The sequence below is a fragment of the Rhizobium sp. CCGE 510 genome (genome assembly GCF_000292525.1).
Lineage (GTDB): Bacteria > Pseudomonadota > Alphaproteobacteria > Rhizobiales > Rhizobiaceae > Rhizobium.
In genome coordinates, this window is sequence record NZ_AEYF01000026.1 from 21,226 (window position 1) to 42,697 (window position 21,472).

Below are 21,472 nucleotides of genomic sequence, written 5' to 3' on the forward strand. Positions count from 1 at the left end.
GAACCGAAGCCGCTTCAAACCCTCGACGAGGAATAGATAAACAGATCATGTCAAGCGTATCTCAGAGGACGGCGACGGCAAGCATATGGACCATCAGTGGGAAATTTCTCGCGCGGATGCTCGATTTCGTCAGCCTTCTTGTCCTGGCAAGGCTGTTGAGCCCTGAGGATTTCGGCCTGGTCGCCATCGCGACGTCGGTCTTGGTCATCGTCGAGGCGATTCTCGACCTGCCGTTGACGCAGGCCCTGATGCGCCAATCGTCGCCTTCGGACGAGATGTTCGCGACGGCCTTCACCCTCAGCCTGCTGAGAGGGCTGGCCATCAGCCTGCTGATGATGATCATCTCCTGGCCAATGGCGCTGGTCTACGACGAACCCCGGCTTTTCGCCCTTGTCGCCGTTCTCTCGATCGCGCCTGCCATGCGCAGCATGACCAGTCCGCGCATGGTTCTTTTCATGCAACGGTTTGATTTCAAGAGGGAGTTCGCGCTCGATCTCATCGCCAAGGGATCGACATTGTTGTTCGGGGTGGGTGTAGCTGTGGCAACAGGCAGCTACTGGGGGCTGGCGATCGGAGCGGTCGCCGGCCCGACGGCGGCGATGATCACGTCCTATGTCTTTGCGCCGATGCGACCGACGTTCAGCCTTTCCGAATGGAAGCATTTTCAGGACATGATCAGCTGGAATACCGTGTCGCAGGTGCTGAATTCGATCAATTGGCAGCTGGACCGGCTGCTTCTGCCGCGTTTTACCGGCTTGTCGACGTTCGGCGCCTTCAGCGTCGCAGACAATATTGCGGGTATTCCGTACCAGACCTTCGTCGGACCGTTGCTGCGCCCGCTGATGGCGGCATTCTCCACTGTCGAAGACCGCCGCAACCTGGTCGCCGCCTATCTAAAGGCGACGAATGCTATCACCTTCGTCGCGGCACCCATTCTCATCGCCCTTGCCCTTCTCGCTGAGCCGACGGTGCGTATCCTCGTCGGCGAGAAATGGGCATCGTCCGCGCCGATCCTGCAATGGCTGTGCATTGTCAGCCTGCTCGGTCTTCCCACGAACATGATGCCGCCATTGGCCATGGTCATGAACAATACCCGTTATGTCGCTCTCCGGATGTTTGTCGAGTTCGCCGTCCGGGTTCCGGTTACCATTGTGGGTATCGCCTATTTTCAGGTGCCGGGGGCGCTTGGCGCGCGGGTCGTGGCAGTCCTCGTCGCCTATGGCGCATCGCTCGTCATTACACGGCGGCTGATCGGCGCGAGTTTTGCCGCGCAATTGAATTCCTTTTTCCGGCCTCTGCTTGCGAGCTTGCCGATGATCGCTTTCCTGCTCTGGGCGGAGCCGATGCTCGTCGCCATGCCTGTCGGTCTCAATCTTATCGTCGGCCTAGCACTTTTCGGCGGGGCGGCAGCGGGGATTTTCTGGGCTGGCGCCTTGCTGTTGTGGCAGATGATCGGAAGGCCCGACGGCATCGAGACCATCATCGTCCAAAGGCTCATGCCGCGACGAAACGGGGTCTTTTCCTCATGATCGAGAAGAGTGCATCCCAACGATTTGTTTGGCGTTTTCAGAGGAGTAGCAATGCGTTACGGGATATCTGCTAAGGGGCTCGGTTTGCTCCTCGTCCTCGGTCTGGGCGCGTTGCGGGGCCAGCCCAGCGTGGCCCAGGAGCCGCTCAATATCGATGCATACCAGCTCACATTCGAGGAGAGTTTTGACAGCCTTGACGTTTCGGCCTGGGGAGAGAAAAGCTCCCGCTGGATCGCCCATACACCGTGGAACGGTGATTTCGGTGATGCCCGTTTCACCGATCCGGCCCCCGGTTTTCCGTTTACCACCGATCAGGGAATTCTGAAGATCGAGGCGCGCAAGGAGGCCGACGGCACCTGGCGCTCGGGCTTGCTGTCGTCGGTGAACCCGAAGGGTGAAGGTTTTTCGCAGCAGTTCGGCTATTTCGAAGCACGGATGAAGCTGCCGCCCGGCAAGGGAGTCTGGCCGGCATTCTGGCTCATCGGCCTCGACCGGTCGAAATACACCTCCGAAATCGACGTGCTGGAATATTATGGACGCGCGCCCTACGAATTCAGCATGGGTTTTCATGTCTGGCGTCAGAGCCAGGGCGGGCAGAACAGCACCGGTGGCCATTGGCAAAGCGTCCAGCACGGAATCTTGAACAGCGAATATCACACCTACGGCGTCGATATCCAAGCTGACAAGACAAGCTTCTACTTCGATCGTCAGTTCATCTGGAGCTTCGACACGCCGAAGGAATTCTACATGCCGTTTTATCCGTTGGTAAATCTGGCGCTTGGCTCGGGTTGGCCGATCGATGAAACGCCGAACCCTTCCATTCTGCTCGTCGACTATATCCATGTTTACAAGCGGAAGCCTGCCGACGCAGCGAATTGAACGAGTGGCTCATGGTGCGTGCCGGCCTATTGCTCGTGGCGGCAGCTGAGACCGGTTTCCGGGTCGAAGAGATGCATTGCCTCCTCGTCGAAGAACAGGGTCAGCTTTTCGTTGTCGCGGATCGGTGTGCGCGGCGGCAGGCAGGCCATCAGACGCTGATTCCCGGCAAGGGCGGTGACGACGAGTTCCGGGCCGGTCAGCTCTGCGACCTCAGCGGTTGCCTCGATCGACGGGCCGGGGCCGTCCGTGCGAAGCGCCTCGGGACGGATGCCGAGGACGAGGTCGCGGCCATTGCCGGCCGCATCGCGGAAACGGGCCGGCAGGGGCAGGCTGGTATCGGAGCCTGAAAGCACCAGGCGGTTGTCCCGAACGGTGGCCTTCAAAAGGTTCATCGGCGGCGCGCCGACGAAAGTGGCGACATAAAGCGTTGCCGGACGGTTGTAGACCTCCTCCGGCGTGCCGAGCTGCTCGATGCGGCCGTCGCGCATAACGGCGATGCGGCTTGCCAGCGTCATCGCTTCGATCTGGTCATGGGTGACATAGACGACGGTCGTCTTCAGCATCTGGTGCAGCCGCTTGATTTCGGTGCGCATCTCCATTCGCAGCTTGGCGTCAAGATTGGAGAGCGGCTCGTCGAAGAGGAACACCTCAGGTTTGCGCACCAGCGCACGGCCGATCGCGACGCGCTGGCGCTGGCCACCGGAAAGCTGGCTCGGCTTGCGGTCGAGGAGATTTTCGATCTGCAGGAGCTTTGCCGCATCGCGAACGGCTTTGTCGCGGTCGTCCGCCGGCACCTTGCGCATTTCCAGCCCGAAGCCGATGTTCCGATGCACTGTCAGATTGGGATAGAGCGCATAGGATTGAAAGACCATGGCGATGTCGCGGTCCTTCGGATGCACGCCGAGCACCGAGCGCCCACCGATCCTGACATCGCCGCTCGTTGCTTCGGCAAGTCCGGCGATGATATTCAAGAGCGTAGACTTGCCACAGCCGGAGGAGCCGAGCAAAACGAGAAATTCACCGCTTTCCAGCGAGATGTCGATGCCTTTCAGCGTCTCGACATCACCATAGGCCTTGCGGATGGTCTGGATTTCGAGCGCACTCATCGCACCGGCTCCTGAAGCGTTGTCGGACCGCCATAATTGCGGGGAAGGGTTGAGATGGCGCGCGAGGCAACCTCGGTTCCCGCGATCAGGCAGGAAAGCAGCGGCGCATCGCCTGCGAGAGCCGCGAGGAAAGCGGCGTTGAAGACATCGCCGGCACCGATCGTATCGACAACTTCGACAATGGGTGCGCCCACCGAAACCAACACGCCCTCCGGCCCGATCGCGATCGCGCCGTCCGGGCCACGCTTAACGACGACGATCGCATACTGCGGCATATGCAATCTGATATGACGCGCGGCCTCGATCGGATCGACGATGCCGGCAAGCGTCGTCGCTTCGATTTCGTTCAACAGCGCGATACCGCTGCGGGAGAGCCAGGCGCGTGTCGCCGCGCAATTCCGCTGCGTCCAACCGTCGAGCGGCCAACCGGTGTCGAGTGCGACGGTAATGTCATGGCTGTCGGCCCAGTCGAAGAAGGCGTCGTATTGCTCGGTCAGATCGTCGGTCAGGAACGAGCCGCAAAGAAGAGCGTAACCGCTTTCAAGGCGCGCTGCGTCGAGGACCGCAAAGACATCGGCCAGACTGAAACGCGGCAGATGGCCCTTGGTCGTGAAGAAGGTGCGCTCGCCGTCCGGATGGGTGATGCCGACGGAGAGCGTCGTTTTCTCAGGGCGTATGGGCCACTTCTCGGAGCGGTGGCCGAAGGCTTCGCTCAGCCAGCGGCCGAATTGGTCACTGCCGATATTGGCGGCGATCTCGAATTCGACGCCAAGCGCCTGCCAGGCGAGTGCGCTGTTGCCGGCGGCTCCGCCGACCCGCAGTTCGTCATGATCGACGATGATTTCCGTCCCGGCCTTCGGCCAGGCGGCTGCCGGCCCGAGGATCAGGTCGACGTTGACGTTGCCGATGACTGCAAGCGGCCGCATTCATTCGCTCCGGGTGATCTTGGTGGATCGAACCGGCGTTCCGGCATTCTCCACACGGGCGTCGGCAAAGGCGATCATCAGCCGCTGGGCAACCGGCAGCATGGCGAAGATCGCGGCAAGGCCCGTTACAGGGGTAAAGCGGATTGTCACCGCGCCGGCGACCGGCGCTTGCCCGGATGCGTCGAACAGGATGACGGGGGCGCCGGTCTCGACGGCGGAGGTCGCCATGGCGGTCACCAGGCCGGATGTCTCGTCCAAGCCGCGAAACAGCACGACGCCGATTTCCGGCCCCAGCATCTCCATCGGCCCATGGCGCAACTGGCCGCCTTCAAGCGAGAAGCAAGGGCGGCGCGACAATTCCGTCAATCCGAGGGCCAATGCCTCGGCGATGCCCTGCAGCCGGCGGCCTGAGGTGACGACCGTTGCGACGTCTTCGAGCGCGGTGAGGGCGGCGGCGATGTCATGGTCTTCAGGCGCGTTGAGGATGGCAAGTGCGGCCGCAGGATCGTCGCCGAGGGCGGAAAGGATTGCCAAATGCAGGGCGAAGGTTACCGTCAGGCTTCGGGTTGCGGCAAAGGCCAGCTCGGTGCCGCCGGCGCCGACCAGCGATGGGGCGGTTCTTGCGAGGAAGGAAGTGGCTTCGAGCGTGAGGCCGAAGGTCTCCTCCGTGCCGCCGGTCTCGTCGAACCAACGCACGACCTCGGCGCTCTCACCTGATTGCGAGGTAACGAATATCGTCCTGCCGGCAACCGGTAGCGGCTGGCCAAGCTGCTCGGACAGCGGCAAGGCGACGGCATCGATGCCGAGGGCCCGATAGAGCGGCTCGACGGCGCGGTTGACGGCATGCGAGCCGCCCATGCCGAGCAGAAGCAGCCGGCCGGTCTTCTTCAGCGAGACGGCGGCTCTTGTCGCGATCGGCGCGGTAAGTTCATAGGAGGCGATCGCATCGGCATGCTGGCGCGCCATTTCGCGATCGATCGCCGCAAGTCCGGCCGGCCGGATTGTTTCTGTGGTCATGTTCATCCCTTGACGCCGCCGCTGGTGAGCCCTGAAACCAGGGCGCGTTGCATGATGAGACCGATCAGCACCGGAGGCAGGGCGGCGAGCACGCCTGCCGTGGCGATCAGTCCGTAATCGGAAACGCGGCCACCGGCGAGATCCGCAATGGCGACGGTCAACGTTTTAGCGCGCTGGTCCGAGGTGAAGAGCAGCGCATAGAAGAATTCGTCCCAGGCAAGCAGGAATGCAAACAGGCTCGACGTCGCGACCACGGGGCCGGCGAGCGGCAGCGTGATGATCCTCAGCGTCTGAAACAGGCCGGCGCCGTCGATCATCGCGGCGGATTCGATTTCGCGCGGAATGGAATCGAAGCCCGATTTCATCAGCCAGGTGGTGAAGGGCGCCAGGATGCTCAGATAGACGAGGGCGAGGCCGAAGACATTGTTCAGCATGCCGAGATGGGAGAGACCCATATAGAGCGGCACGGCGAGCGCCACCGGCGGCAGCATATAGGTGCCGATCACCATCGACAGCGACCATCCTACGGAAGGCGTGCGCGACACCGCCCAGCCGGCCGGAATGGCGAGTGCGATCGACGCGATCGTCGCCATGCCAGCCACCTCGATGCTGTTGCGCAGCGACGAGGTGAAGGCGGCGCCGGCGCTGTTTTCGATCGTCGAGAGCAGCACGGCGTAGCGAGAAAAATCCACCGTTTGCGGCCACCAGCGCAACGGCTTCGCGGCAAGGTCGCCGGCGGGCGAGATGCTCATGATGAACAGCCACAGGATCGGCGCCAGGATGACGGCGGCAAGCAGAAGCGCGCAGACATAGATGAAGGCGGAAAACAGCGGGCTTTGGCGTTCCATCAGGCAGCACTCCCGGCGGTCTTGCGCACCAGGGCGGCGTAGCCGGCGGCAAGCAGCGTCACCAGCAGCGTCACGATCAACGCCAATGAGGCGCCGGAGCCCGCCCGCTGGAAGGAGAAGGCTTCCTGATAGACGAGGATCGACAGCGTGCGCGTGCTATTGGCCGGGCCACCGCGGGTCATGACCCAGATGATGTCGAACACCTTGAAGGCTTCGATCGTGCGCAGCACCAGCGCCACCATCAGCGGGCCGGCGAGATAGGGCAGGATGACGAAGCGGAAGCGGGCGAACGCGCCGGCGCCGTCGACGAGCGAGGCGGCGGTGATGTCGCGCGGCACGGCCTGGAGTGCGGCCAGTGCGATCAGCGCGACCAGCGGGAAATTCTTCCAGCCGTCGGCGACGATGAGCGCTGCCAGCGCAGTGCCCGGTTCGCCAAGCCAGGAGCGGTAGGCGTCAAGCAGGCCGAGCTGGGTCAGCGCCGCGTTCAGCGCGCCATATTCCGGGTTGTAGATCAGCCGCCAGAGCGTGGCGTTGACGACAGTCGGCAGCGCCCAGGGCAGGATCATCAAGGCGCGTAGCGCAGTGCGGCCACGGAATTGCTGGTTCAGCAGCAGGGCGGCCAGAACGCCGATCACCATTTCGGCGGCGACCGAGACGATCGCGAACCATGCGGTGGTGATGAGGGTGCGCTGAAAACTCGAGCCTGAGATCATCTTCGCATAATTGTCGATACCGACGAAGCTGCCTTCCGTGCCGACAAGTTTGGCATCGGTGAAGGAGAGGCCGACAGTATCGATCAGAGGCCAGCCGATGACCGATATCATGACCACGAGAAGCGGCAGCATCAAAAGCCACGCGCGGGTTGTCAGCCAAGTGCCTGACATCAAGGCGACCCTTCTTCATTCTTAAGTTTTGGAAACCGGGCGACGGCAGGCGCCGCCCAGGGTTCTGAGCCGGATCAGAGCGTGATGCCGAAAAGTGTTAGCGGTTTTCGAACGACATCATGCTCTAATTCTTTGATGTAGATCCGGATTCAGATTTTAGGCCGACCCGGCCTAAAATCATCCGACCTAGAGGCCGCTATTGTCGGCCGCCGCCTTCAGCGCGTCCTCGGGAGAGGACTGGCCGAGCAAGGATTCCTGGATCGCCTGCTGCAGGGCGGTCGAAAGCTCTTGATATTTCGGTGTTGTCGGGCGCGGATACATGGCGGCGAGGCCGACCTTGGCGGCGGAGATCAACTCTTCCTGACCTTTGGTGACGGCCGGGTCTTCATAGGAGGAGGCCCAGATCGGCAGGCTGAGCTTGGCATAGGCATTCTGCGTCGCCTGCGAGGTCATGAAGGTGATGTATTTCCAGGCGTCATCCGGATGCTTACTGGCCGAGGTGATGCCGAGGCCCATCGAGCCGTTGACGGCCGAAGCTGCGCTCTTGCCGGCCACACCCGGCGCCGGGACGACGCCGACCTTGCCCGCGACCTTGCTGTCCTTCGGATCGTTGGCCATATTGTACATATAGGTCCAGTTCAGCGCGAAGGCGGCATCGCCGTTTTCGAAGACCTTGCGGACGTCCTCTTCCAGGAATTCCTTGGAGTTCGGATTGGTCAGGCCGGAGGAATAGCTGGAGACCATATATTTCAGCGCATCGAGACCGCCGCCGGTCTGGAAGGCGGGCTTGCCTTCCTTCAGGAAATCGCCGCCATAGGCGCCGACGAGCGTGGTATAGTCGCAGATCGCCGCTTCGGCCTGGGACCAGCTCCAGGCGATCGGCGTGGCGAGCAGGCCCTTGTCCTTGATCGTCTTTGCCTGCTCGGCCAGCTCGTCCCAGGTTTTCGGTGGAGCTTTGATGCCGGCCTTTTCAAGGATCTCCTTGTTGTAGAACAGGTATTTGGTATCGAGAATCCACGGCATGCCAAAATATTTGCCGTCATACTGCACAGTGGTCCAGGCGCCCGGCAACACGCCTTTCTTCATCTCGTCGGTGATGCGCGAGGAGACGTCCACCAGCACCTTGTTGCTGGCGTATTCGGCCGGCCAGATAACATCGAAGAGGACGACGTCGTAGCCGCCGCCGGAACCCTGGGCCAACACCGTCTTGTCGTGCAGACCTTCATAAGGAACGAATTCGAGATTGATCTTGATATCGGGGTTCGCCTTGGCGAAGGCATCGGTCATGGCGCGCACGTCAGCCTCGCTGTAGGCGGCCTGCGCCATGAAAAGCGCGTTCAGCGTGGTCTCGGCGAAAGCGTGCGGTGCAAAAGATGCGCCGATCAAGGCCGCACCGAGAAGCGTCTTGTTAAAGGATTTCAGCATTGCAGCCTCCAGTTTTTGACATTTACGCATTGCCGAGGGCGGCTTCCGCCATCGGTGTTCGAGAAGTCGTCTCGGAGCGTCGTTGGAGCCGTTGGCCGCCTCCTGCGTTCCCTGGAACTCTTCGGTCCCTTATTAAGTCAATTGTCTTGACTTAATATTTCTTCAACATTCTACTGGAGTCAAGAGGCAATTGCAGATGAATGACAGCCGGCCGATCCGGGCCAAGAGCGGCACCAATCACGAAGGCACCAGCGCCCACAACCGGCGCGTGATGATCGATGCCCTGAGAATCAACGGTGCGCTTTCCCGCGCCGATCTGGCGCGGGCGACGCGGCTGACCAAGCAGACGGTTTCCAATATCATCGAGGAACTCGAACGCGACGGTCTCGTCAGCTCACAGGAGGCGGTGAGGAAGGGCAGGGGCCAGCCCTCGACGCCTTACCGGCTCGTGCCGGAAGGCGCCTTTGCGATCGGCCTGCAGATCGACCGGCACGTGACGCGGGCGGTCGCCGTCGATCTTGTCGGCAGCGTTCTGGTGCGCGACGAGGCGGGGCTCTCACCTGGAGGTCCGTCGCAGGGAGCGAAGGTGATCCTCGATCTTGTCGCCAGCGTGCGTTCGAAGCTTGCCGGCGTCGTCCGGCAGTCGGAAAAGCGGCTTGTCGGCCTCGGCGTCGCCATGCCTGGACCATTCGGGGTCGCGGGCAGCGGTGACGATCCGTGGATGATGGAGGCCTGGCAGAAGTTTCCGCTGTTGGAAACGCTGACCGCCGGCACCGGGCTCGATGTCGACCTGCAGAACGATGCGGCGGCGGCGGCGACCGCCGAACGCATGGTGGGGGCGGCCCATGGGCTCGACCATGCCGTCTGCCTCTTCGTCGGCTATGGCATCGGCGCCGGGCTCATCCTGAATGGCGAGCTCTACCGCGGTGCCAACGGCAATGCCGGCGAGATCGGCATGGCGCTTTTGTTTGCCGACGGTAAATCGACACCGCTCGAACATCGTGCCTCGCTTGCCTCGCTCTATCAGCATCTCTCGGCCGATCCCGCCGATCCTGACCTCCATGCACGCATCAACGACCTTGCCTTGAGTGGCGATCAAAGCATCGAGACCTGGGTCGAGGCGGCGGCGGTCGACCTGCGCTGGAGCATCCATCTCATCGAAACTCTGTTCGATCCGCAAACCGTTATCCTCTGCGGCAGCGCGCCGGAAGCGCTGGTGAACAAGCTGATTGCGGCAATCGGCCCGTTGCTGCCGTCGATCGCCGAACGTCGCGGTCGCATATTACCGCGCCTGCAGCCCGGTATGGCCGATCCCTGGTCGGTCGCACTCGGCGCTGCCGCCGGGCCGATCAGCCACGCGTTCGATCCACGTTTTGCTGCAATTTTGAAAGATTCCCTTCAATTCCAAAGCTAAAACCAGGCGTTGCAAAGCAGTGCAATGGCAGGAATATAGCCGTTTTCGTAAGTTTTCATGCGACGGTTTCTCCGAATAGGGATGCTGCGTCGCAATATAGGCAAATATTGAAAACCCTTGAAAATCATAATTATTCGAATATAGATATCACTGTTCGGCACTGCCCTGGGGAGGCTGGCGAGGCTTCTTTTAATAAAGCCTCGGCTGTGGCAAATAACATCCGAATGAAGGTTTTGTGACGGAACGATTTCGATCGTTTCATGTCATGTAATATTCATTGGCCGCAGCAATTTGAACCAGCTAATAGGGCGTGCGCTGAAAGTGCGCATCCCTTTTACGTTCGAGGTTCTCATGCAAGCCAAGCTTCTCGGCGCCGTTGGTGCCCTTCTCGCTACAGCGATTCTTGCTGGTCCCGCTGCCGCCGCCGATAAGACCAAGATCGACTTCTGGTTCGGCAATTCCGGTGACATCGCAAAGCGTGTCCAGGAACAGTGCGATCGGTTCAACCAGTCGCAGGCCGATTACGAAGTCGTCTGCACCAGCCAAGGCAGCTACGACGCTTCCCTGCAGAACACCATCGCTGCCTTCCGGGCCGGCAAGCAGCCCACCATCACCCAGGTCTCCGACGCCGGTACGCTCGACATCATGCTCTCCGGCGCCTACTACCCGGCCAACAAGCTGATGACCGATATGGGCTACACCGTTGACTGGAACGATTACTTCTCCGGAATCGCAAACTATTATGCGACGTCGAAGGGCGAGATGTATTCCTTCCCCTTCAACTCCTCGACCGCTCTGCTCTACTGGAACAAGGATGCCTTCGCCAAGATCGGCAAGGATCATGCTCCGGTCACCTGGCAGGAAGCCGGCGAAGATTTCAAGGCTCTGAAGGACGCCGGCTATGCTTGCCCGCTCGCCTTCGACATCTCCAACAATGAAGTCTGGCAGTACATCGAGCAGTTCGAAGCCGTCAACGGCGAAGCGATCGCGACGAAGAAGAACGGCTTTGAAGGTCTCGATGCCGAGCTGGTGTTCAACAAGAACCCGCTGCTCGTCAGCTACGTCAAGGACCTCAAGTCCTGGTATGACAACAAGCTTGCCTTCATCAAGAACAAGGCCGTCGGCCAGACCTTCGTCGAGGCTTTTGCTGCCGGCGATTGCCAGGTCATGCTGACCTCGGTCGGCGACCACGGCAATGTTGGCCGCACCGCCAAGCAGGGCATGAACTGGGGTGTTGCCACGCTCCCGACCTACGGCGACGCAACCCGCCACAGCTCCTACGTCGGCGGCGCTTCGCTCTGGGTTCTGAAGGGTCACTCCGATGCCGAATACAAGGCTGCCGCTGCCTTCTTCAACTTCATCGCAAAGCCGGAAGAAGCTCTTACCTGGTCGACCGTGACCGGCTATATCCCGGTTCGTAACTCCGGCTTCGAATATCTGAAGAAGCAGGGCTTCTACGACAAGGCTCCTTATGCCGGCCGCGAACTCGCCATTCAAAGCCTGACCGCATCACCGGCTGACGACACGGCTCCGCACGGCGTCCGCCTCGGCGGTCTGCTGCAGGTTCGCACCGAAATCGCAAACAGCCTGCAGGCAATCTTCGTCAACAACGCCGACGTCCAAGCTTCGCTCGACGGCGCTGCCGAACGCGGCAACCAGCTCCTGCGTCGCTTCCAGCAGACCTACAAGAACGTTCAGCTTCCCTGATCGCCCGATATGAGCCGCACCCAGCCCGCGTTTGGCGCGCTGGGTGCGTTTTTGCAGGTTCTTCGATCGGACGCGGATGCGAACTCGCCGCCCGCGCCTATTGCATAATCCCTTAGATCGGAATCGATTTAGGGATAAATTATGCAGCAATTCAAAATCTGCAGCGTCCTTTGCGCGTCTGAAAGAGGCGCGGCGTTGTGGGCCAAACCAGGGCGAAAACGACCACTCATGGAAAAGCGCGTCACTTTCTCCTCGACGACGATCGGACTGCTCTTTGCATTTCCGATGCTGTTGCTGATCTTCGTCTTCTTCTATTGGCCGAGCGCGCAGGCGCTCTATTGGGCGTTCACGCTTGAGCAGCCATGGGGCGGCGGCAATGCCTGGGTCGGTTTCGACAATTTCAAACAGCTGCTCACCGATCCGATCTATTGGGACTCGATTTCCCGCAGCATGATCTTTGGCTTCAGTTCGACGGCGATTGCCATGGGTCTGGCGCTCATCCTGGCGCTTTTGACAGATCGTGAACTGCGCGGCCACAAGATCTACCGGTCAGTCTTCATCTGGCCTTACGCGATTGCCGCTCCCGCTCTCGGCCTCGCCTTCCGCTTCATCCTGGCGCCGGAGGCAGGCCTTCTTTCGGTTATTAATCACGTCTGGCCTGGTCTCTGGAACCCGGCGCTCGACGGCAAGGATGCGATGATCGCCGTCATCGTCGCCTTCTCCTGGAAATATATCGGCTATAACTTCATCTTCTTCCTGTCGGCGCTGCAAGGCATTCCGCGCTCGCTGATCGAGGCCGCCGCGATGGATGGTTCAGGACCGATGCGCCGTATCTGGGATATTCAGCTGCCCTTGCTGACGCCGACTCTGTTCTTCCTGCTCGTCATCAACATCACCGAGAGCTTCCAGGATTCCTTCGGCATCGTCGACGTCATGACGCAAGGCGGCCCGGCGCGAGCGACGGATCTCATGGTCTACAAGATCTATTTCGATGGTTTCAGGGGCCTCGATTATTCCGGCGCCGCAGCCCAGTCGATCATCCTGATGGTGCTCGTTGTTCTTCTCACCATCTTTCAGTTCCGCTTTATCGAGCGGCGCGTGCATTACAAGTAAGGCCCCTGCACATGATCGAACGCACGCCGATATTCAACTTCATCTGCTATACGCTTCTCGCGCTCGGCATGGTGATCGCGCTTCTGCCTTTCGCCATCGTCATCATCGCGTCGACCCTCGATCTGGAGACGGTCAATCGTGTGCCGCTGCCGCTCACTCCGGGCTCGCATTTCTGGGAAAACGTCCAGACCGCCTGGGTCCGTGCCGATCTCGGCAACAAGCTGTTTCACAGCATCATCTTCGCCGCGGCGGTCGGCGCCGGCAAAGTGATCCTTTCTGCCATGGCAGCCTTCTCGATCGTCTACTTCCGCTTCCGCGGCCGGTATGTGATTTTCTGGATCATCTTCATCACGCTGATGCTGCCGCTCGAAGTCCGCATCGTGCCGACCTATTCGATTGCGGCCAATGCGCTGCAGCCTTTCCAGACGATCCTCGATGTCACCGGCATCAGCTGGCTCGTGGCGCAGATCACCGGCATCCAGATCAAGCTCGAATGGGGCCTGCTGAATTCCTACCCCGGTCTTGTTCTGCCGCTGGTTGCAACCGCGACCGGCACTTTCCTTTACCGGCAGTTTTACCTGACGGTTCCGGACGAACTTGCCGAGGCCTCGAAGATGGACGGATCGGGTCCTGTCCGGTTTTTCTGGGACATCCTGGTGCCGCTTTCGCGGCCAAATATGATCGCACTGTTCACGATCATGTTCGTCTGGGCCTGGAACCAGTATCTCTGGCCGCTGCTGATTACTACCGATCCGAATTTCGGCATTGCGGTGACGCAGCTCAAGACCCTCATCCCGTCTGAATTCGGCCTGCCGGACTGGAACGTCGCCATGGCGGGTACACTTATCATCATGTCGCCGCCGCTGGTGCTGGTCATTCTGATGCAGCGTTGGTTCGTGCGCGGCCTTATCTCTACCGAGAAATGAAGGAAAGTCCTGTGGCACCTATCTCAATCCGTGATGTGAAAAAGAGCTACGGCAAGAATCCCGTCGTTCACGGCGTCGATCTCGAAATCCAGTCCGGTGAGTTCATCGTCATCCTCGGCCCGTCCGGCTGCGGCAAGTCCACACTGCTGCGCATGATCGCCGGCCTGGAGGAAATCAGCGGCGGCGAAATCGCAATCGACGGGCGCGTCGTCAATCGGCTGGAGCCGCGTGAGCGCGGCTGCGCCATGGTGTTTCAGAACTATGCGCTCTATCCGCATATGAGCGTCGCCGAGAATATCGGTTATGCCCTTAAAGTGGCCGGCGTCTCCAAGGCCGAGCGCAGCCGGCGCATTGCAGAAGTCGCCAAGGCTCTCAGCCTCGAACCGTTCCTCGACCGCCGGCCCGCAGCCCTTTCCGGCGGACAGCGTCAGCGCGTCGCCATGGGCCGTGCGATGATCCGTGAACCGAAAGTGTTCCTGTTCGACGAGCCGCTTTCGAACCTCGACGCCAAGCTGCGCATCGCCATGCGCGCCGAAATCCGCCGCCTACATCGCCGCCTCGGCGCCACGTCGATCTTCGTCACGCATGATCAGACCGAGGCGATGACGCTGGCCGACCGGCTGGTGGTGATGAACGGCGGCAGGGTGGAGCAGGTCGGCACGCCGGAAGAGGTCTATCATCATCCGGTGTCGCGTTTCGTTGCCGGCTTCGTCGGCACGCCGGCGATGAACCTGCTCGAAGGCACGATCAATGACGAGGGTGTCTTCGTCTACGACCAGAGCCGCAAAGTCGCGCTGCCGCGCGAGCGCGCAGCCCCGCTGAAGGGCAAACGCGTCGTGCTCGGCATGCGCGCCGAGGCGGCCCGGCTGGTCGCGCCGGGTGCCCCCGGCGCTCTCACCGCAACGGCCGATTTCATCGAAGAGCTCGGCGCGAGCCGTGTGGTCCACGCCGACTTCGACGGGTTGCCCTTTGCCGTGGCGCTGACCGAGGCCGTGAAGGTGAAGTCCGGCGATCCGATCGGCATCGCGATCGACTACGACCAGATTCACCTCTATGCCGCCGATACCGGCCGGATCATCGAGAGCCCTGCCGTAAGCAGCGCCGAGGCCGTTCACGCTTGAGGGGACGCGCCGTGGTCGCTTCGTTCCTCGGTCGGCGTGGCGGCATGCATCAGCGATGGATCGGATCGATCCAGGGCACGTCTTCCGGCTTTTCGACCGGCTCGATGTCGAGATTGACGACGACAGGGTCCTGGCCTGAACGGACGAGCACGCATTCCAGCGTCTCGTCGCGGCTGGCGTTGATCTCCTGGTGCGGCACATAGGGCGGGACGTAGATGAAATCGCCGGGGCCGGCCTCGGCGGTATATTCCAGATGCTCTCCCCAGCGCATGCGGGCCTTGCCTTTGACGACGTAGATGATGCTTTCGAGATCGCCGTGATGATGGGCGCCGGTCTTGGCGTTGGCATGGATCGTCACCGTGCCGGCCCAGATCTTCTCGGCCCCGGCACGCGCATTGTTGATCGCGGTCGCGCGGTTCATACCCGGCGTCTGCGCGGTGTTCGGATCGAGCGCATTGCCGGGAATGACTTTGACGCCATGTTCGCGCCAGTCGATGTGATGATGCTCGTGGTCATCGCTCATGTTTGCCTCCGCCCTTCGATGTGATCAGTCTAAGCGGGAGCCGGAAGGTGGCCAAGCGGATTTGCCGCTGCCGGACGGCATAATCGGAGTGTCTGCGGCGCTGTCGTCAAGGAGGGCCGCGGGAAATGCTGATATATCTGGTTGGCACGAACATTCCCACTGGTCACCGCAGACCGAATATTTTTTGTTTGAAAGCCGGAAAAGCTAGACGAAGTTGGACTGCACATTATCTCGGCACCTCGATAGCTTCTTTGCACAAGGAAAGAGCCGAGCCGATGAGTCACCTCCCGCAAATCGATTACGACAACGCTTCGGAAGAGGTTCGTGCGGCGCATGACGAGGAAGTCAGGTTGCGCGGGCGCATGACCAACATGAAGCGGACGCTGCTGCATTCGCCAGCCGCCCATCGCATCTACGCCGAATGGTTCACGCTGCGCGCCGAACTCGATCCCGCGCTCAGCGACCGGGAAATCTGGATCTTCTCGCATGCCATCTCGAAGGCGGCGAAATCGAAGATCGCCATTACCTTCTTCCGCCGGGCGCTGATCAACAAGGGTTACAATCCCGATGCGCTGGAGCTGACCGAGGAAGAATTGCTGCTTAAACGTTTTGGCACGGCGATCGTTGCCGACTCCAATGCCATTCCCGCCGATATCTGGGTCGAGTTGAAGGCGCGATACGAGGCCAAGGTGCTCGTCGATCTCGTTGCCTTTGCCGGCATCATGCTTGCCACCGCCATGTTCAACAATGTCGTCGCGGTCGATTTCGACCCCGAGCTAGAAGCTTTTGCCGAAGGCGCAAGTTCATCCGCATCCTGAATTTCAATGATCATTTGAGGGAGTCCATCATGTCCATCATCACCACGCGCACGCGCCTGCTCGGGACCGTCTTCGGTTTTGCGCTGGCCTTTGGCGCCACCATCGCCCAGGCCGAGACGCCGGCCAATGTTCTCGTCGTTGCCCAGTCGATCGACGATGCCGTCAGCTTCGACCCGGCAGAGGGCTTCGAGCTCACCACGGTGCAGTCGTTCAATAATCTCTATCAGCGTCTCGTGCAGTCGAACCGCGAGGACGGTACCAAGATCGAGCCGGCGCTTGCCGCGTCCTGGGAAGCCGGCAGCGACGGCAAGAGCCTGACATTCAAGCTCGCTGACGCCAAGTTTTCGTCCGGCAATCCGGTTCGCCCCGAAGACGTGATCTTCTCGCTGACCCGCGCCGTCAAGCTCAACAAGTCGCCGGCCTTCATCCTCAACGAACTCGGCTGGTCGGCTGACAATGTCGACGCGGCCGTCACCAAGGTCGACGAAACGCATGTGAAGCTGAGCTGGAGCGCCGATGTCGGCTCGGGCTTTGCGCTGTCGCTGCTGACGGCGCCAATCGCTTCCGTCGTCGATGAGAAGACGGTTTCGGCCGAAGCCAAGGACAATGATTTCGGCAATGCCTGGCTGAAGACCAACTCGGCCGGCAGCGGCGCCTACACAATCGCCACCTACACGCCGCATGAAGCGCTCGTGCTGCAGGCCAATGCGAACTCCTCGGACAAGCCGAAGCTCGAAAGCGTCATCATCCGCAACGTGCCCGATGTCGGCGCCCGCCGCCTGCTCGTCGAGCAGGGCGATGCCGATATTGCCCGCGGCCTCTCCGCCGACCAGACCGAGGCGCTGAAGGACAAGAGCGGCATCAAGGTTCTGTCGGTTCCGTCCGCCCGCACCGATTATATCCTGCTCAACAGCAAGGCGAACGAAACGCTCGGCAAGCCGGCTTTCTGGGAAGCAGCGCGCTACCTCGTCGACTACGACGGCATTACGAAGAACCTGCTGCGTGGCCAGAGCAATGTGCACCAGGCCTTCCTGCCGGTCGGCTTCCCGGGTGCGCTGACGGACAATCCGTTCAAGCTCGACATCGAGAAAGCAAAGAAGATCCTCGCCGACGCAGGCATCAAGACGCCGTTCAAGGTCGAATTCATCGTCTTCAACGACCAGCCTTTCCTGTCGATCGCCCAGTCACTGCAGTCGACCTTTGCCCAGGCTGGCATCGATCTCGACATCCAGCCGGGTGTCGCCAGCGACATCTATGCCCGCGGCCGCTCCGGCAAGTTCGAGATGACGCTGCGCTACTGGATTCCGGACTATTTCGATCCGCATTCCAATGCCAGCGCCTTTGCGATCAACCGCGACAACTCCACCAACACGGCAGCCAAATATGCCGGCTGGGTGATCCCCGAGCTGACCGACGAGACGCTTGCCGCCGTCAAGGAGCAGGATGCCGCCAAGCGCGTTTCGCTCTATCAGGACCTGCAGAAGAAGATCCAAGCAAGCTCGCCTTTCGTTTTCATGCTTCAGGGCAACGATCAGGTCGTGCTAAGCGACAAGGTGAAGAATTATGCCCAGGGCCTGAATGCCGATCAGGTCTACTACGACAAGGTTGAAAAATAAGTGCCGCAGACGGCAACACCTCCGACTGCCGACATCAATGACTCCCGCCAGAACAGACGCTGGCGGGAGTTGTCTTTCGTCGCGCCGCTTCTCAAGTGGCTCTGGTCTTTCGCGCTGACGCTGCTCGGCCTGGCGCTCGTCACCTTCGCGATGACGCGGCTGTCGCCAATCGACCCGGCGCTGCAGCTCGTCGGCGATCATGCGAGCCAGTCGACCTACGAGGCGGCGCGCGTCCAACTCGGGCTCGACCAGCCACTGCCGGTGCAGTTCCTGCGCTATCTCGAAACGGCGCTGTCCGGCAATTTCGGCCAGTCGATCTCGACGGGCCAGCCGGTGGCGAGAGATATCGGCCGCACCTTTCCGGCGACGATCGAGCTCGCGACCGCGGCGATCATCCTCGGGGCGGTCATCGGGCTTGCACTCGGCATCGCAGCCGCCATGCGGCAGGGGACATGGGTGGATAGCGTCGCCCGCTTCATCTCGCTGTTCGGCTATTCCGTACCGATCTTCTGGCTCGGGTTGCTGATGCTGCTCTTTTTCTATGCCCGTCTGCACTGGGCGCCGGGGCCGGGCAGGGCGGATGTCGTCTTCCAGTATACGGTCAAGCCGATCACCGGCTTTGCGCTGATCGATACATGGATGTCGGGCAAAACAGGCGCCTTCAGAGATGCGCTGGCGCATCTGGCGCTGCCGGCGATCGTGCTCGCCTTTCACGCGCTTGCCGCGATTTCGCGGCTGACGCGGGCGGCGATCCTGACGGAACTCGGTCAGGAATATGTGACGACGGCGCGAGCCAAGGGCGCCAGCCTTCGCCGCATTACTTTTGTCCACGTCTTGCCGAATATATCGGCAACGCTGCTGACCGTGATCGCGCTTTCCTATGCGAGCCTGCTCGAAGGCGCGGTGCTGACCGAAACCGTCTTTGCGTGGCCCGGTATCGGCCGTTATCTGACGACGGCGATGTTTGCCGGCGACATGCCGGCGATCCTCGGCGCCACACTCGTCGTTGGCGCGTCCTTCGTGCTGCTCAATGCGTTGACCGATCTCGGCGTCTCTCGCCTCGATGCAGGGAAGAGACGATGAGCGTGATCGTTCAGGTTCCGGTCGGTGGGGCGTCCTTCCTCAAGCGCATCCTGCGCTCGCCTTCGGCAGCAGCCGGCAGTGTCGTCGTTGTCTTCATCCTGCTCGTTGCGCTTCTTGCGCCTGTGATCGCGCCTTACGATCCGAACCTGCAGGAGACCGCCAACCGGCTGGTGCCGCCGACCTCGGCGCACTGGTTCGGCACCGATGCCTTCGGGCGCGATATCCTCTCGCGACTGATCTATGGCGCGCGGCCCACCCTGCTGCTGGTGCTTGTCGTCGTGCTCTTGATGGCGCCGCTCGGCATCGTCGTCGGCATTCTTGCCGGATTCTTCGGCGGGTTGACCGAGCGTCTGTTGATGCGCATCACCGATATCGTCATGTCGTTTCCACGGTTGCTGCTCGCCTTTGCCTTCGTCGCCATCATGGGTCCGGGTCTCATCAACGGTGCGTTGGCGCTGGCGCTGACGAGTTGGCCGGCCTATGCCAGGCAGGCGCGCGTCGAAACCGCGGCTCTGCGACGCAGCGATTATCTCGCCGCCGCCGAAATGGTCGGCATCAACGGTACCCGGCTGCTTTGGGGACACATCCTGCCGCTGGTGCTGCCGTCCGCCATTATCCGACTGGCACTCGATCTTTCCGGAATTATCCTCGCGGCCGCCGGCCTCGGCTTTCTCGGCCTCGGCGTGCGTCCGCCGACGGCGGAATGGGGATCGATGGTTTCGGAAGGCACGCAGGTGATCTTCGATCAATGGTGGGTGGCGGCAGTGCCGGGATTTGCGATCCTTGTCACCTCGCTTGCTTTCAACCTGCTTGCCGACGGGTTGCGCGATATCCTGGATCCGCGTCATGAGTGAGCTGCTTCTTTCCGTCGAGGATCTGAGGATCTCGTTTCCGTCGGAGGCGGCGCCCGTCCGCGTCGTCGACGGTATCTCCTTTGTGATCGGCCGCGAGGTGGTGGCGCTCGTCGGTGAATCCGGCTCCGGCAAATCGATGACCGGCCGTGCGATCATGGGCCTGCTGCCTCGGCGGGCAGACATTCAAGCGAGAAGGCTGGAATTCGACGGGCAGGATCTCAGGGAACTTTCGCCCTCCGGTTGGAACAGGCTGCGGGGCGCCGGCATCAGCCTCATCCTGCAAGATCCGAAATATTCGCTGAACCCGGCACATCGGATCGGCCGCCAGGTCGAGGAGGCATTGCTGCTGCACAACAGGCTTTCGGCGACCGAGCGGCGGGATCTCGCGCTCGACATGTTGGAGAAGGTGGGCCTGCCCGACCCCAAACGGGTCTATTCGAGTTATCCTGCAGCGCTTTCGGGCGGCATGGGGCAGCGTGCAATGATCGCCGCCATGCTGATCAACCGGCCGAAGCTTTTGATCGCCGACGAACCGACCTCGGCGCTCGATCGCGGGTTGCAGGACCAGATCCTGACGCTGCTGCGCTCGTTAACGGAAGAGTTCGGCATGGGGCTGCTGTTGATCAGCCATGATCTGCAGCAGGTTTCGCGTTATGCCGACCGGGTGATGGTGATGCGGCAGGGAAGGATCGAGGAGGACATGGCCTCCGCTGATCTCGCCAATGCCAAATCCGCCTATACCAGGGCGCTGTGGGCAGCACGGCCCTCGGCTTCCACCTACGGCACGCATCTGCCGGTCTACGGAGAAGAGCCGTGAGCGCGCTTTCCGTAGATAATCTCTCCGTCACCTTCCAGGGGGGCGCCAAGGGTTTTACTGCCGTTCGCGATGTCAGCTTTACCGTTGCCTCTGGCGAAACCTTCGGGCTGATCGGCCCTTCCGGCTGCGGCAAAACGACCGTGCTGCGCGCTATCGCTGGGCTGAACATCGGCTGGCGAGGTATCATGACAGTGTTCGGTGCGCCGCTGCACCCGGATCGAAAAATCACCGGCGCGCTGCGCGGCAATATCCAGATGGTGTTCCAGGATCCCTATTCATCGCTGCATCCTCGTCATCGTATCTCTCGTATTCTGGGCGAGCCGCTGTCGCTGCGCGGTATTGTCGGCGTCGAGGAGGCGGTGCGCGTCGCGCTTGACCAAGTCGGCCTGTCGAGTTCGATCGCCGGGCGCTATCCGCATCAGCTTTCCGGCGGCCAGCGCCAGCGCGTCGCCATCGCCCGGGCGCTGCTGCTGAAGCCGAAGCTCTTGCTGCTCGACGAGCCGACTTCGGCGCTCGATGTGTCCGTGCAAGCCGAAATCCTCAATCTGCTCAACGATCTGAAAACTGCACACAACATGACCTTCGTGCTCGTCAGCCACGACCCCGGCGTCGTCGCCCATATGTGCGACCGCGCGGCGACGATGCAGGCGGGTCGCATCGAAAGCGTGCTCGATCGCGCCGCACTCGCGGCGGGCGGTTGGACCGAGCAGCTTGCGACGAGCTGAGAGTGGCAGGATCATCCTGCCCAGCATCGACACCGGAAAGGCTCTAAAGCGCGTCGCGATCTTTCAGATTCGCTTGCCACGCTTTAGGTCTTTGTTTCCGCATGTCTTTGGCGCAAAACCGCTATACACACTTTTGCGCGA

20 protein-coding genes are annotated in these 21,472 nt (G+C 61.2%); 13 read left to right on the forward strand and 7 right to left on the reverse strand.

All coding sequences use genetic code 11. From position 1 onward, the window contains the following. The first annotated feature begins 47 nt into the window (after window positions 1–47). A complete protein-coding gene (locus RCCGE510_RS13170; RefSeq protein WP_037078598.1) occupies window positions 48–1,529 on the forward strand; it encodes a lipopolysaccharide biosynthesis protein in 1,482 nt (493 codons plus the stop codon). 51 nt (window positions 1,530–1,580) lie between these two features. Beyond that, window positions 1,581–2,408 (forward strand): glycoside hydrolase family 16 protein, encoded by an 828-nt coding sequence (locus RCCGE510_RS13175; protein WP_007630619.1) that lies wholly within the window; start codon window positions 1,581–1,583, stop codon window positions 2,406–2,408. 26 nt (window positions 2,409–2,434) lie between these two features. Here the strand turns inward: RCCGE510_RS13175 and RCCGE510_RS13180 are convergent, their stop codons facing one another. From RCCGE510_RS13180 to RCCGE510_RS13205, 6 genes are all read right to left on the reverse strand, one after another. After that, window positions 2,435–3,514, reverse strand: a complete 1,080-nt coding sequence (locus RCCGE510_RS13180; RefSeq protein ID WP_007630621.1) for an ABC transporter ATP-binding protein — start codon at window positions 3,512–3,514, stop codon at window positions 2,435–2,437. Continuing rightward, window positions 3,511–4,440: a PfkB family carbohydrate kinase gene (locus tag RCCGE510_RS13185; RefSeq protein ID WP_007630622.1), complete on the reverse strand. Its 930-nt coding sequence runs from the start codon at window positions 4,438–4,440 to the stop codon at window positions 3,511–3,513. Before RCCGE510_RS13185 ends, RCCGE510_RS13180 begins: the two co-directional genes overlap by 4 nt. Beyond that, window positions 4,441–5,463, reverse strand: a complete 1,023-nt coding sequence (locus RCCGE510_RS13190; protein ID WP_037078601.1) for an SIS domain-containing protein — start codon at window positions 5,461–5,463, stop codon at window positions 4,441–4,443. Continuing rightward, on the reverse strand, window positions 5,460–6,305 hold the full coding sequence (locus tag RCCGE510_RS13195) for a carbohydrate ABC transporter permease (protein ID WP_007630626.1): 846 nt from the start codon (window positions 6,303–6,305) through the stop codon (window positions 5,460–5,462). The genes RCCGE510_RS13190 and RCCGE510_RS13195 overlap by 4 nt, the downstream gene beginning before the upstream one ends. Next, entirely contained in the window at window positions 6,305–7,189 is an 885-nt protein-coding gene (locus RCCGE510_RS13200) for a sugar ABC transporter permease (RefSeq protein WP_007630628.1), read from the reverse strand. The genes RCCGE510_RS13195 and RCCGE510_RS13200 overlap by 1 nt, the downstream gene beginning before the upstream one ends. 186 nt (window positions 7,190–7,375) lie before the next feature. Continuing rightward, window positions 7,376–8,614, reverse strand: coding sequence for an extracellular solute-binding protein (locus RCCGE510_RS13205; RefSeq protein ID WP_007630629.1), 1,239 nt, complete (start codon window positions 8,612–8,614; stop codon window positions 7,376–7,378). Between the two features lie 196 nt (window positions 8,615–8,810). Here RCCGE510_RS13205 and RCCGE510_RS13210 point away from each other — a divergent pair, with 196 nt between their 5' ends. The 5 genes from RCCGE510_RS13210 to RCCGE510_RS13230 all read left to right on the forward strand — a co-directional run bounded on the left by RCCGE510_RS13210 (window position 8,811) and on the right by RCCGE510_RS13230 (window position 14,895). Further along, window positions 8,811–10,028, forward strand: a complete 1,218-nt coding sequence (locus RCCGE510_RS13210; RefSeq protein ID WP_007630630.1) for an ROK family transcriptional regulator — start codon at window positions 8,811–8,813, stop codon at window positions 10,026–10,028. Between the two features lie 351 nt (window positions 10,029–10,379). Continuing rightward, window positions 10,380–11,735 carry an extracellular solute-binding protein gene (locus RCCGE510_RS13215; RefSeq protein ID WP_007630631.1) on the forward strand — a complete coding sequence of 452 codons (1,356 nt, stop codon included), beginning with the start codon at window positions 10,380–10,382 and terminating at the stop codon, window positions 11,733–11,735. A 228-nt stretch (window positions 11,736–11,963) separates the two neighbouring features. Then, window positions 11,964–12,848 carry a sugar ABC transporter permease gene (locus RCCGE510_RS13220; RefSeq protein ID WP_007630632.1) on the forward strand — a complete coding sequence of 295 codons (885 nt, stop codon included), beginning with the start codon at window positions 11,964–11,966 and terminating at the stop codon, window positions 12,846–12,848. Window positions 12,849–12,859: 11 nt separating this feature from the next. Then, a complete protein-coding gene (locus RCCGE510_RS13225) occupies window positions 12,860–13,774 on the forward strand; it encodes an ABC transporter permease subunit (RefSeq protein ID WP_007630633.1) in 915 nt (304 codons plus the stop codon). Window positions 13,775–13,785: 11 nt separating this feature from the next. Next, on the forward strand, window positions 13,786–14,895 hold the full coding sequence (locus RCCGE510_RS13230) for a sn-glycerol-3-phosphate import ATP-binding protein UgpC (RefSeq protein ID WP_007630635.1): 1,110 nt from the start codon (window positions 13,786–13,788) through the stop codon (window positions 14,893–14,895). Between the two features lie 49 nt (window positions 14,896–14,944). On the opposite strand, the gene RCCGE510_RS13235 is transcribed toward RCCGE510_RS13230, so the two are convergent. Next, window positions 14,945–15,418 carry a cupin domain-containing protein gene (locus RCCGE510_RS13235; RefSeq protein WP_007630636.1) on the reverse strand — a complete coding sequence of 158 codons (474 nt, stop codon included), beginning with the start codon at window positions 15,416–15,418 and terminating at the stop codon, window positions 14,945–14,947. A 275-nt stretch (window positions 15,419–15,693) separates the two neighbouring features. On the opposite strand from RCCGE510_RS13235, the gene RCCGE510_RS13240 reads away from it, so the two are divergent. The 6 genes from RCCGE510_RS13240 to RCCGE510_RS13265 are packed head-to-tail and all read left to right on the forward strand — an operon-like array spanning window position 15,694 to window position 21,331. Beyond that, window positions 15,694–16,236, forward strand: a complete 543-nt coding sequence (locus tag RCCGE510_RS13240; protein ID WP_007630637.1) for a hypothetical protein — start codon at window positions 15,694–15,696, stop codon at window positions 16,234–16,236. Between the two features lie 29 nt (window positions 16,237–16,265). Next, entirely contained in the window at window positions 16,266–17,852 is a 1,587-nt protein-coding gene (locus RCCGE510_RS13245; protein ID WP_007630638.1) for an ABC transporter substrate-binding protein, read from the forward strand. Continuing rightward, entirely contained in the window at window positions 17,853–18,935 is a 1,083-nt protein-coding gene (locus RCCGE510_RS13250; RefSeq protein WP_007630639.1) for an ABC transporter permease, read from the forward strand. After that, window positions 18,932–19,789, forward strand: coding sequence for an ABC transporter permease (locus tag RCCGE510_RS13255; protein WP_007630640.1), 858 nt, complete (start codon window positions 18,932–18,934; stop codon window positions 19,787–19,789). The genes RCCGE510_RS13250 and RCCGE510_RS13255 overlap by 4 nt, the downstream gene beginning before the upstream one ends. Further along, the gene (locus tag RCCGE510_RS13260) at window positions 19,782–20,606 is read left to right on the forward strand and encodes an ABC transporter ATP-binding protein (protein ID WP_007630641.1); all 825 of its coding nucleotides are present in this window, start codon (window positions 19,782–19,784) and stop codon (window positions 20,604–20,606) included. Before RCCGE510_RS13255 ends, RCCGE510_RS13260 begins: the two co-directional genes overlap by 8 nt. Continuing rightward, entirely contained in the window at window positions 20,603–21,331 is a 729-nt protein-coding gene (locus RCCGE510_RS13265) for an ABC transporter ATP-binding protein (protein WP_007630642.1), read from the forward strand. Before RCCGE510_RS13260 ends, RCCGE510_RS13265 begins: the two co-directional genes overlap by 4 nt. Window positions 21,332–21,472: the final 141 nt, after the last annotated feature.